9 protein-coding genes are annotated in these 12804 nt (G+C 54.7%); 8 read left to right on the top strand and 1 reads right to left on the bottom strand.

Going from position 1 to position 12804, the window contains the following annotated elements:
• Nucleotides 1-147: 147 nt before the first annotated feature.
• The 8 genes from HDF16_RS29115 to HDF16_RS29150 all read left to right on the top strand — a co-directional run bounded on the left by HDF16_RS29115 (nucleotide 148) and on the right by HDF16_RS29150 (nucleotide 12114).
• Nucleotides 148-345, top strand: coding sequence for a hypothetical protein (locus HDF16_RS29115; RefSeq protein WP_184224323.1), 198 nt, complete (start codon nucleotides 148-150; stop codon nucleotides 343-345).
• 1 nt (nucleotide 346) lies between these two features.
• Nucleotides 347-1324: a tyrosine-type recombinase/integrase gene (locus HDF16_RS29120; RefSeq protein WP_184224325.1), complete on the top strand. Its 978-nt coding sequence runs from the start codon at nucleotides 347-349 to the stop codon at nucleotides 1322-1324.
• Between the two features lie 113 nt (nucleotides 1325-1437).
• Complete coding sequence (locus tag HDF16_RS29125) at nucleotides 1438-2571, top strand: tyrosine-type recombinase/integrase (protein ID WP_184224327.1); 1134 nt, start codon at nucleotides 1438-1440, stop codon at nucleotides 2569-2571.
• A 517-nt stretch (nucleotides 2572-3088) separates the two neighbouring features.
• Nucleotides 3089-3808, top strand: a complete 720-nt coding sequence (locus HDF16_RS29130) for an SOS response-associated peptidase (RefSeq protein ID WP_184224329.1) — start codon at nucleotides 3089-3091, stop codon at nucleotides 3806-3808.
• Nucleotides 3809-3939: 131 nt separating this feature from the next.
• Nucleotides 3940-4191, top strand: coding sequence for a LexA family protein (locus HDF16_RS30430; protein ID WP_221313388.1), 252 nt, complete (start codon nucleotides 3940-3942; stop codon nucleotides 4189-4191).
• Nucleotides 4192-4896: 705 nt separating this feature from the next.
• Nucleotides 4897-5616: a hypothetical protein gene (locus HDF16_RS29140; RefSeq protein WP_184224331.1), complete on the top strand. Its 720-nt coding sequence runs from the start codon at nucleotides 4897-4899 to the stop codon at nucleotides 5614-5616.
• 13 nt (nucleotides 5617-5629) lie between these two features.
• Entirely contained in the window at nucleotides 5630-11689 is a 6060-nt protein-coding gene (locus tag HDF16_RS29145; RefSeq protein WP_184224333.1) for an RHS repeat-associated core domain-containing protein, read from the top strand.
• 2 nt (nucleotides 11690-11691) lie between these two features.
• On the top strand, nucleotides 11692-12114 hold the full coding sequence (locus HDF16_RS29150; RefSeq protein WP_184224335.1) for a hypothetical protein: 423 nt from the start codon (nucleotides 11692-11694) through the stop codon (nucleotides 12112-12114).
• A gap of 62 nt (nucleotides 12115-12176) precedes the next feature.
• On the opposite strand, the gene HDF16_RS32310 is transcribed toward HDF16_RS29150, so the two are convergent.
• Nucleotides 12177-12479, bottom strand: coding sequence for a DUF4166 domain-containing protein (locus HDF16_RS32310; protein WP_221313390.1), 303 nt, complete (start codon nucleotides 12477-12479; stop codon nucleotides 12177-12179).
• Between the last annotated feature and the right edge of the window lie 325 nt (nucleotides 12480-12804).

Consider the following 12804-nt stretch of genomic DNA (forward strand, 5'->3'; position numbering starts at 1 on the left):
GGCCCCAAATCGGTCGGCACGCAAATGCTGCTCAGGTACGACCAGCAAACTGCCTGACAGATTGCCCCCGGTGACAGCAATGTTGGGTCTACCCCTATCGAGACCACCCGTGAGGGTGGCTCCCTCCGTAGTCCTCTGACCTGCGTGATGGCCGAGGCCGACCTCGGCCCCTACACCAGCTTTGGGTCCCCGGAGTTCTTCTTCGGCAAGCTCGTCGAGGTTTCGGAGAACACGATCCAGTACTTCAAGAACGCTCCCGAGGTCGAGGTCTTCTTCCGGGGAACTCGCTACAGCTTCGAGGCTCTCGCACCGACCGGTTCCTTCAAACTCGTGCGGAGAAGCTGAAATGGAAATCGGCAGCCAACTCGTCACTAACAAGAACGATGATCTCAGGATCTTGCTCCCGGCACTTGTGGGCAGGGAAGGGGAGCGGACCGCACGGCGGTTCCTCGAGTTCTTCACCGTCCACATCCGCAACGCCAACACTCGGGCGGCGTACGGTCATGCGGCGGGATTGTTCCTGGACTGGTGCGAGGCGCGAGGCCTCTCTGAGCTTGGAGCGATTCAGCCCATGCACGTCGCCGGCTACATCGAACAGCTCCAGAAGGAGCGATCAGCTCCGACCGTCAAGCAACATCTCGCCTGCCTTAGGATGCTCTTCGACTGGCTGGTCACCGGTCAGGTTGTTCCGTCGAATCCAGTTCACTCGGTGCGGGGGCCGCGACACTCGGTCACCAAAGGAACAACGCCGGTCATCTCTTCGGCCGAGGCGCGTGAGCTGCTCGACAGCATGGACGAAACCTCCCTCGTCCGCCTGCGCGATCGCGCCCTGGTCGCGGTCATGGCTTTCACCTTCGCCCGCGTCTCGGCCGTCGTTGATCTCAAGGTCGAGGACTACTACCCGCAGAAGAAGCGTTGGTGGCTTCGGCTGCGCGAGAAGAATGGCAAGGTCCACCAGATGCCCTGCCACCACAAGCTTGAGGCTTACCTCGATGCGTATCTCGCTGCCGCTGGGATCCGCCAGGATGGGAAGGGCTGGCTCTTCCGTTCGGCGATCGGGCGAAGCGGCAAGCTCTCGAACCGGCCGGTCTCGCGTACCGATGTCTGGTACATGGTGCAGAGGCGCGCGAACGACGCTCAGTTGGAGACTGCCATCGGCTGCCACACTTTCCGGGCCACGGGCATCACCGACTACCTCACCAATGGCGGCAAGCTCGAAGTCGCGCAGCGCATGGCTGGGCACTCGAACGCTAAGACCACGGGGCTCTATGACAGAAGAAGCGATGATGTCAGTCTGTCAGAGGTGGAGAAGATTGGAATCTAATCTGAGCGCGTCATCGTTTGGGTCCTGGAGCATTCGTTGAGACTTAGAAACGCTTCCGGTAATAGCTACTTATAGAAAGCGTTTCGCGTAGAGTGCCCACAGAGGCCTTTTTCGTGACCCCTGTCCATCTGCAAACCTATACCGCTGCCTTTCGCGCCAAATCGTTGAAGGACCCTGGAGAAGTTCAGCCTCTGAAGATCGGGAAACCATCTAACGACGTCAACGACTCTCTCGTCGACAGACTGGAACACTCTTCGGTTCTAAATGCCCTCTCGCTGGAGCCCAGCGGATCCTCTGCCGCGATCGAGCTTCGGCGCGCCGCTCTGGAAAGCGAGATAGCAGAGCTGCGCACCCACTCACTCTCCGCCAACAGCCAGCGCGGGTATGCGGCCGACTGGCGGAACTTTAGCGACTGGTGCGCCCTCGAGGGCAGGGAAGCGCTCCCGGCTTCGGCTGAGACCGCCTCCCTCTATATGGTCGACCGCTCAGCGAGACTGCAAAACGCCAGTCTGACCCGGGCCATCGCGGCGATCAGCCGCCAGCATAGAGAGGCCGGCTTCCAGTCCCCAACCCGGGAGGGGAGCTTCCGACAACTTTTGGCCGGCATCCGGCGCAAGAACCGAGCGCCGCAGGAAGCGAAGCAGGCGCTCCTGGTGCAAGATCTCTTTGAGATATTGAGGCAGATCCCTGGCCTCGGCAAGAGTGAAGCGGTCGAGCATCGCGACCGGGCCTTGCTGGTGATCGGATTTTGCGGAGCCCTGCGCCGATCGGAACTGGTCAACCTCGATGCCGAAGACATCCGATCGGCTCCCGAAGGAATCATCCTGACGCTGCGGTGGTCGAAGACCGACCAGTCGGCCGATGGAGTCGAGATCGGCATACCCAAGGGCCGCAAACCGGCGACTTGCCCTGTCACCCTGCTGCGAGCCTGGATCGAGTACGCGAAGATCAACACCGGTCCAATCTTCCGTCCGGTCCAGCAAAATGGCAAGATCCTCGATCGCCGATTAACGGACACCAGCGTCGCTCTGATCGTGAAGCGCCATGTCGGGCACGCCGGCTTCGCGGCCGAAGACTTCAGCGGGCACTCTCTGCGCGCCGGCCTCGCAACCTCCGCGGCCGAGGCAGGCCAGAACGAACGCGAGATCATGAAGCAGACCCGGCACAAGTCCGAGAAGATGGTCCGCCGCTACATCAGGAAGGGATCGCTCTTCCAGGGAAATGTGGTGGGGGAATTGGGTTTTTGAGGCGACGGCCAGCGAGCATCAAGCGATGCAACCTCAATGTCTTGATATCTATCCAGACAACCGCTAAGAGACTTATTTCCTACAATGGGTGCTGTAGAAATGTCATGTTTGAGGTTGCTAAATTCGTTCTGGGGAATATCCCCTCTCGATTACCAGCCTTGTCGAAACCGACTGTCACGCGGCACTCAATTCGCGTAATTCACTTCGGGAGCTCAGGAACTGCAATCAAATCTCGGAATTTGAGGCGTGTTTTGTACTCAAATCGCGGACAGAGTGTAGGGGGCCCGAGACCGCATGAAAGCACGTGTTTCAGGCCGGGCGGCGCCAGGGCCGGTGGGCCGTTTGCATCTAAATCGCGGACAATATTGAAAATTAAGGGCCTGAGTTCGCGATTTGAGTGCCGCGTGACATCAGGTGACCGTGTTTGCTTCAAGCATCAAAGTTATGGAATCGAGTGAACCGGAAACGCAGTAGAAATCGTGGCACCGGCGAGCTGAGGCGTCATTGGAGTGGCACCATGTGTGGTCGATACGGTCGTCGCAGCGACAAACAGAAGATCGCGGAACACTTTCGCGCGAAGCCTTCACCGGCTGAGTTGCCGATGCCTGATGCCGACTACAACATCGCGCCGACGACTCATCAGCCCATCATCCGGCAGAGTCGCGAGACGGGTGAGCGAGAAATGATTCTGGCCCGCTGGGGACTGGTGCCGTTTTTCACGAAGGATCTGAAGGACGTAAAAGGTCTCTCGACCATCAACGCAAGATCAGAGACGATTACTAAAGCTCCGACGTGGCGTAAACCTTTCAAGAAAAGGCGGTGCCTGATTCCCGCCTCGTTTTTCTACGAGTGGCCGAAGGAAGGGAAGCCTCCGAAGCAGCCCTATGCCTTTGAGCTGGGGAATAGTAGCCTCTTCGCGTTTGCGGGGCTTTGGGACGCCTGGAAAGACAAGGACGGTCACTGGCTTCAGTCCTACGCCATCGTGACCACAGAGGCGAACGAGCTGATGGCGAAGATTCATCCGCGTATGCCTGTCATCCTTCACGCACGCGACTATGACCGCTGGCTGGACAGGGAAGATACGGAACGTTTGCCGATCGATCTCCTCCGGCCCTTCGAATCTGAAGAAATGGAAGTCTATGAGGCCAATCCGAAAGTCGGGAACGTAAGAAACAACGGCCCGGAGATGCTGAAGGCTGCCGAAAAGGCCTCCGTGGATGGCGCGCTGCCACTCTAGGCCGGTTGTTCGCGGTTGGGGCAAATGCGTGAACCTTGGAAACAAACGAGATATCGCTCGCGCACAAAGAAGAAAGACCGCATCTTCGCTTTCCTTCGCCACACCTGCTATGCCTGAGGTGAGGGGTAGCGATGAGCCTGATTCAGGTCGAGTGGGCGTGTGACTGGCCGTTAATCCTTCCATACTGCGATGGCAGCGCGCCTGCGGGCTTTCCAAGCCCCGCAGAGGACTACCTGGAGACTTCTCTCGATCTGTCCGAATACCTGATCGAGAACAAGGCCGCGACGTTCATGATGCGGGTCAGTATGAGGGTACAGAGGGGAGGATCCAAAGCCTATGTTCATTACCGCACTCCCCCAACAAAAAATGCCGCTGTTGGTTAACACGCAGCGCTTGAGGCAAGAGATATAGCTGTATGTGCGTTATAAATCTAGGTGTACATCTCACGATAAAGGTCTCTATGTCTCCAGAAGAATTCCTGAGAGTCTTCCCATTACGATCAAAGACCCTCGGGTGGTTCCTTGGTGCTGGTGCATCAGGATCGAGAGTTGGCTTTGGCCAGGCTGGATTATTTCTAAACGAGCTACGACAATGCGATGTGCTCGCGTGCTCGCCGAGGTTTACCGTACGATGTGGTAGGTTTTCTGAAGGGACCTCTGTATGGGCGAAGCCAACTTACTTCTCTACTTAGATTCTTTTTGACTTTCACGATCTTCTTCGCATACCATCGGGTTCGTTCCGTAAACGACCTCAACATAAAGCCTCTTGCCTGCGTGCGCCCGAGACGCTAGAGGTTACGCTTTATGCATACTTCAGTAATGCTCTGAAATCTTTTTTCTCTCTTAGTCTGCCAACCTCCACGTACAATTTACCTAACGAAGCCCAAAGCCAATCGTTTTGCATCACGCCGTTCATTGGCTCTTTTTGCGCTCGCGAACAAGTGCGCCCATTGCTTCGCAATTCGCGTAGATCCGTAATGTTCCATTTAGGAGTCGCAAGTGAAGCGCTCTCTCTGTTGCATATTTCTCGCCTGTCTCCTCGTACATTTTCCAAAGGCTGCGTGGTCACAAGCCGCTCCGGAGAACTGGTTGGCACCCACGACGACGACCATCATTCGTGATGCGAATTCCGTCGCTCTTCTGAGCAGTGCTTTGGCCGCCATGAGCCCCGCGTCCGGGCCTCCTATCACTGATATTTCAGTGAAATATAGCGTTTCGGAGTGGTCAGGAAATGCCGTCTCCGGCCTTGCCACCGAATCCTCCGTCGGCCTCTTCGCGCATTTGCGCTCCGTTACGGTTGATGGTGTAGTGGTGAGCCATACCCTGCTGAAAGATGGCATCAGGACAAGTGCATCCGATGACGGTATCTCTCGGTCAGTGAGTGACCGGCGTGCCATCGAGCATCTGCCGTACCAACCTGTCTGTCTTCTCCAAGAGCTTTTACTAAACCCTTCTGATGAAATCCGGCCTCTGCCCGCCTCCGAGGATACTAACGGTGAAGACGGCGTGCGCGTCACCGTCCGGTTGCCAAATTGGAAACCGGAGCAAAGAGACCTCACCTCCGCCACTGTCGATCTCTATTTTGCGCAAAGCACTCATCTACTGAGCCGGATTGAGGGTATGCGCCATATTGACGGACATCCGATGCACACCCTCCCCTATTCGCTTGTTTATGGCGACTACCAATCAGTTCCGCCGCTGCTCCTGCCACTATCCATTGAAGAACGTATCGCTGGAAAATCCACCAACGTTCTGTCCGTTACCGGGGTTGCCATCAACCAGGGTATGACCATCTCTAGCCCGCGATAGGAGCATAAGTCGAATGATCCGTAAGATCGATAAGGTCTGTGCGATTGCACTAACTATTGGAATGCTGACCTTGTCGGCAAGTCTCCGGGCTCAAAGCGACATCAATACTCTCATCTCCGCACCTAAAGGAACGCCCACGATCCCTGTGCGGAATGGATCGATCAACCTCAATACAGGCAATCTGCAATTAGACATTCCGCTTGTAAGCATGCCCGAGCGTGGCGGCGGCCCCAGCACAATGTCACTGCGCTACAACAGCATGTTCTGGAATGGCATTACTTGGAACAACGGTGGCGTTGGGGGTAGCGTGATCTATCCCCCGAATAACGAAAGCTACTGGAACATTGCAGTGGATTCCGGAGCCGAGCCAATCGGCAGTGCTTACCCCGTCAATGTAAGGACTGACAGTTGTGGATCGGGCTGGTATGGCTCAATCCAAGAGTATTCCATCTGGGAGGTCGTTGATTCGACGGGAACCTTTCACCAATTTCAGCCGGGAACAACCTACACTCAAAATTGCTCTTCGGCCACCGGGGCCCCCGAGTACCCTAATGGGTATGGCACGCAGACCGCCTCCGGACAAGCCTTGGACGGTTCAGGCTATTTCATCTCGATCCAAAATGGTAGCTCTCCCACCCTCTACGCCCCTGACGGTTCACGTTATGGGGTGAGTACAAACGGCAATCAGGCGTACCTCAACTCCACGCTGCAGGGGCCGGGAGCTCCAGGGACAGGGACTGACGCTTCCCCGGGAAGTGACGCAGGATGCAACCGAAACTCCTCTTCTGTGGCTCAGCCTTATGCACCAAAAGCTTCACAGGTGTGTCACCTTACCTACAGGCCATTGAACGGTGACCAGTCTTCGGCGATTACGTATACACTCACTTTTACCTACGTGCCAGTGTGTACTGGTTTCTATTCCGGATCGAGCACGACACTTCAAGCCTACGATTATTGCGGAGGAATTTGGGCATTACAGAGCTTAGCAATGCCGGACGGGGTATCCAGCTATAGCTTTACGTATGACACCGGCACCACGCATGGACACTATGGGCAACTTCTTAGTATGACTCTGCCCACGGGTGGGACCGTGAGCTACAGCTACTATGCCCCGACAGGCGTGGGTACATCGTATCAGTCTGACTTCCGAGGCGATATCAAGAGTGTGACGGATTACGGAGGGACGACGGGGTTCGCTCGTACGTTTTGCGCTAAGACCGGTTACTGCGCAGTGCCGTTTCTAACAGCCATTGTTACCCCACCCACCCATGCTCCAGATCCCTCACAGCCAAGCTCGACCGTGCAGGACCAGACCGTATACACCACATCTACATCGACTTCGGGCACTACCGTCAGCACGATGCTCACGGAGCAGGATTATCTAAACGGGGTTCTCGTCACCACCAAAACAGTGGATACAACCAGAATCGGCACTCCTGCTTACAGTCAGACCACTTGGAATCAAACAGGGGCGACAGACAGAATTCAATATCAATACACAACGGGCGATGTCGTGAGCCGTGCCGACGAGCTCGTCAATGGCGTCACTTATCGATCGGTACTGAAACAATATCAGCAAGATACATCAACGATTCCGTACGTTTCGCAATTTCACATGGTGAACTATCCCGTACTGACAAAGGTTCTTGATGGCAGCGGCAATATCGTGGCGCAAGAGAGCAGAGCTTATGATGAATATGGTGCGTCATACTGTAACGTTGCCCCATCTGGTCTCTCAGCCATCCCTATGCTTACGAACATCACAGGGGCAATTGGACACGACGATGTGAACTTCGGAAGTACGCGCTGGGCGCGTGGGAATCCGACCACCATTACGAAGAGCACTTCGGCCACAACGTCTGTGACCACCCACCTCTGCTACGACACCCTAGGCAATGTCACGCAAACGGTGGATGCGAGAGGCAATCCGACCAGGTTTAGCTATGCCGATAACTACTCCGACACGAGTTGCATTTCAACTTCAACTAAAACCTTTGCGTTTCCCACGTTAATCACCGATGCATTGGGTCATCAGACAAAGACTTCTTATAACAGTTGTCTGAGGGAACCTGTTCAAATACAAGATGCGAATGACCTCGCTAATTCACGGCCAGGTACGCTCTCGACATATGACACTCAAGGGAGGCCCCTTTGTACAACGAATGCCGATGGAGGCCAGACCTGTCGTTCGTATCCCAGCGCAACAGTCGTGCAGTCTTCTCAGTTACTTGCAGGTACAACCTGGCATACGTCTAACACTACCGAGAGTTCGTTCGGCGAAGAAGGCAGCGTAGTGGATCTCGCAACGGGTGCTGAGGTTGATAGAGTCTATGACAATGCAGGCAGACTAAGCTCCGTTTCGAATCCCTACCCATCGGGCGGAAGCGGCGCGAATGTAGTGACTTCCTTTGGCTACGATGGCTTCGGAAGAGTCGTGGAAAGTATGAGCCCTGATGGTTACCCGCAGAAGACAGTATTCACTGGGCAGAATCGCGATTCCTATGATGAAAACGGGATTCATCGTCGCCTTAACTACGACGCCATCGGAAGGCTGATTGCGACCTTAGAACTTGGCTCGACATCGGCACCTGCGAGCCTTGAAACAGACTACACCTACGATAGTCTCAATAACTTAACACGAGTTGATCAGTGGGGTGGCGCTCCTCAAAGTTCAGGCGATCGAGTCCGATCCTTTTCCTATGACTGGCTCTCGAGGCTCCAGAGCGCGTCCAATCCTGAGACTGGCACACTATGCTATGGCCAGTGGAACGGGAGCAACTGTATCATTGGATACGATGCGAACGGTAATCTTCTCTATAAGGCCGATGCGCGGGGTATTCGAACGGCCTATACCTACGATGCGTTAAACCGCTTGATCTCCAAGACCTACACGGATACAACGCCGTCCTCCTGCTTTCAGTACGACACTCCTGCGTTTGGACCTTCTACAGTCGGACGGCTTACGAAAGAGTGGACACAACCTGGTGCTTGTGCCTGGGGCGCCACGATGCCGGCCAATGTAGTCACCTATAAGCAGACTCTTGGTTACGATGCAATGGGCCGAAGCCTGGGCGATCTTTCGTGTGCTCTCAACTGCCAGACATCGGGTTCGCTCCTTCTCCTAAAATATTGGTACGACTTGGCAGGTCATCGCACAGACCTTCGGGATCCAATTGGGAACATTATTACTAGCACGTTTGATAGTGCCGGGCGCGTGAGCACCGTAGCGAATACGACCAATGCGTCTTTTCCTGTAGCGCTCTTTTCTGCGACCACATATGGACCAGTCGGACTGTTGAACTCCACTCTTGGCAATGGTCTTAAGGAGTCAAGGACATATGACGTTCGGGCGCGACAGATAAGCTATGACGTTAGCAGTCCGAGCGCTCCCTCCAGCAGTACGCCTCCCATCGGCAACGTTGCGGCTCCTTTAAACGATGCGAGCCAGACTAACGTTGTGGCCCAGGGCGACACCTTGCACGTGCAAGGCTGGGCAGCAAGTCCGACCGGAGGATGTCCGATTGCCTCGGTAGAGGTAGATCTCGGAGCCTCGAAAGGCGGCCCCGGGATTGCAATCGGTGAGGCCACGACCGGACTGACGGGATGGATCTACACCTCTGGATTCACTACGTGCGGATTCAGCTTCGATGATTCTGTGGGCGACATGCCTCCAGGGCAATACTATGTGAACGTGTATGGGACTGATGCGAATGGCCAAAGGGCACTCCTTTCAAATCAATATCCCATCACAGTTACCAGCGCGCCTCCTCCATCAGGCAATGTTGACGGCGTCAGCGCAACTGTACCCTATGGAAGTTCGACTTCCGTTTCGAACGGAGGGAAGATCACTCTGAGCGGATGGGCGATCGACAGTCAAATGGTGGCTCCCGTGGCGGCTGTAAAGGTGTCTGTAGATGGAAATGATATCGGGTTTGCTACGCTCGGCATCCAACGCCCTGATGTCGTCAGCATCGTGGGCAACGGCGACTCTCGGTACCTAAAAAGCGGATTTGTGTTTACGGGCACAATGGGCAACCTCTTGTCGGGCCAACACAGTGTTGCCGTGACCATCTATGATGCCCTCGGCCAACATACCAGCCCGCCATCGGTCTATCCGATCACAGTGGTCACGGATCCCACCGCGCTGAGCGGTAACTTAGATAGTACGAATGCGTCGACGAATGGAACCGTCGCGGCCGGTTCAACTCTTACAGCGAGCGGATGGGCTGCTCTTCCTGGCGTCTCCGGATGTGGCGTCGGGCAGACTGTAGAGCTGTGGTTGGGTACGATATTGATCGGTCACACAACAACAAGCGGATCCAGACCGGACGTAGCAAATTCCCTTGGAAACCAGTCGTGCATCAATACTGGGTGGAGCATCAGTGGATCCGTGGCTGCAGTTCCTTCTGGACTATATGCTCTCAGAGTCCGGGTTTATGATGCCACCGGCGGTTCAAATGTGCTCAATTCAATTCCTCAGATTATGGTGAGCCCAGTTGGGGCTACCTCAATCCCAGTCGGAACAACTGTCCCTACTCGGTACTCCTGGGCTGTTGGCTATGCGCCCAACGGGAATGTGGATTATAGCGGCGACTCTGTAAATGGGAACTGGGTCCATCTCTACGACAACCTGAACCGTCTGGTCGCGTCAGCGTCGGGCGCAGGGAACGGACTCGCATGGCAGTACGATAGCTTCGGCAATATGCTCTCCCAGACCGTCACGCAAGGAGCTGGATATGCCTTCGAAAAGGCGATTGCCTCGAACAATAGGGTCGCCAACTCATGCTACGATGGGGCCGGAAATCAACTACAGGATTTTGGCTGCTACAGCCCGTCTCAATACAACTACGATGCGGAGAACCGCCTCAGTTGGTCGGGCTGGGGTGCGACTCTCTATACATACGACGCTGAGGGGCGACGTGTCGCCAAGCAATCTGGCGGCCAAGTCACAAACGTCTACGTTTACGACGACAAGGGACAAAACATAGCTGAGTTGACGGGGACAGCAGGAGTTATTCGACGGGAGATCTATGCTGGAGCTCGTCACCTGGCAACTTACAATGATGCAGCAGGAGGTGCGACTGTATACGCGCTTTCGGATTGGATCGGAACCGAGCGTGCTCGTAGCGATTCGACGGGAAATCTATGTCAGACCACAACGAGCCAGCCCTTTGGAGATGGTCAACGAATAAACGGCACATGTTTTCCGAGTAATGCCTTCTTTACCGGCAAAGAACGGGACGCGGAATCAGGACTCGACTACTTCGGGGCCAGGTACTACAGTTCCAATGTGGGTAGATTCTCCAGTCCAGATGATGGAAGCGATCAGGACCTGGGTGATCCACAGAGCTGGAATCTATACAGTTATGTGCGGAATAGTCCGCTTATGAACAACGATCCAGATGGGCACACTTGCAGGAAAAACACATCGGACAACAATTATTATGACGATGGGGATGGTCAAGGTTGTGCAATAGTGGATCACCAAGACGAGGTGTACCAAGCTCTCGGCCTAGCTTCGGCAACAGTAACTGCAAAGCTGCCGCAGATGGACCAAGGTGCAGTTATTCCTGGAGATCTTGGAATCGGCGCATTTTACGCACTATCTGGTACTGCAGACCTAGCTAGCCTCGGCGTGCGAGCGATTGGCTCCGGACTGGAAGGGTCCGGAATAGAAACACTCGGCAATCTGGTAGACCTCTCGAGCCTCACGAAAGCGGAACGGGTTGTTGCCGATGACCTTATCGCGAATGGCAATCGAGTCTTGCCCATAGCGCGTTCATCGATATCCGGGGTTAAGACCGCCGACATCCTCGTAAATGGAGTTAAGACGGAAATAAAAACCGTTACGGCTGACGGGCCCACAAGCATTATGAATGCTATAAAAAATGCTAGCAAGCAATCCGACGGTAGCATCATCATTGATGCTCGAGGGTCAAACCAAACACTCGACTCGGCCGTCAATCAGATGGAGAGGGCGATGGCTTCCCCACAAACCAAACCATTTGGCACAATTACATTGATGACCAGAACTGGGTCAATTACCTTCAGGAACGGAATGGTGGTGTGGTAGTTATGTCACTTAGCGCACTCGTATACAAAAATCAAAGCCTAATTCAAGATGAACTGGCAATTATTGACTCAAAGGATAGGGAGACAGGGGAGCCTCTGTTACGGAGTGGTGACTCTGCTTATCCTCTGTTCGCCGCTCAGGAGATTTTTATTGGTAATCTGTTGGAAGTTGCGGGTCTAAGGGATGAACTGGAACGAAGCGCACCACAGATGAGTGGGAGTATCAGAAAGCTTATTCTGTCGAACGGGACTCTCTCGGGCGTGGGGATAGGCCAGCTCGATGTTTCCCGTATCGTCTCGGAGTGCAAGGAATTGTTAGCAGACGGACAAGTCGATTTAAGCAAACCGCTGCTATGTTTTCTTGTGGCTTTGAGTGATCTCGCCAAGACTGCAATCCAGGAAAATAGCCCTATTACACTCGTTTGACCGTCGTTGTGGAGCTCGATGGGCTGTTGCTTGGCTTTTTATTTGGCGAACTTCTGTGCTAATTATTTGGCACAGAAGTCCGGGATCGGGGGGCATGTGTCAGGCTTGTCCAACGACGAGGTTTTCGCGCGCTGTTTCGCGACCTCTACCGATAACGTCTCAAGGCCGTTGATCATGTAGGCGTCGAAGCGGCGCTTGCGTTTAGTGAAGAAGGTCCGCACCCAACTGACAGTTTCCCGACCGAGAGGATCGATGTAGGCATAGTTCTCGATCCTGAATCGAACATCTTTTCCATATTCGGGAACATAATGCTCCGCCACGTGCCGACATATAAGAAGGGTAGGGTGTAGGGAGCTCCATGCCATATGCGTTCCATCGTTCCGGTTGTTACGCGGCACTCAATTCGCGGAATTCACTTCGGGAGCTCAGGAACTGCAGTCAAATCCCGGAATTGGAGGCGTGTTTTGTACTCAAATCGCAGACGAAGTGTAGCGGACCCGAGACCGCATGAAAGCATGTGTTTCAGGCCGGGGGTGCCAGGGCCGGTGGGCCGTTTTGCATCTAGGGAAACTCTGCACAAGTTCTGCGTCGCCTGATGGATTAATCTGATGGTCAGGGGTGGATGGCGATGAAGCAGCAGACGTTTGCGTCTCAGTCGAGCTTTGAGAAGTATGGCCGGAAGTCTCGCCG

Source organism: Granulicella aggregans, assembly GCF_014203275.1.
In the GTDB taxonomy this organism is placed as follows: Bacteria; Acidobacteriota; Terriglobia; order Terriglobales; family Acidobacteriaceae; genus Edaphobacter.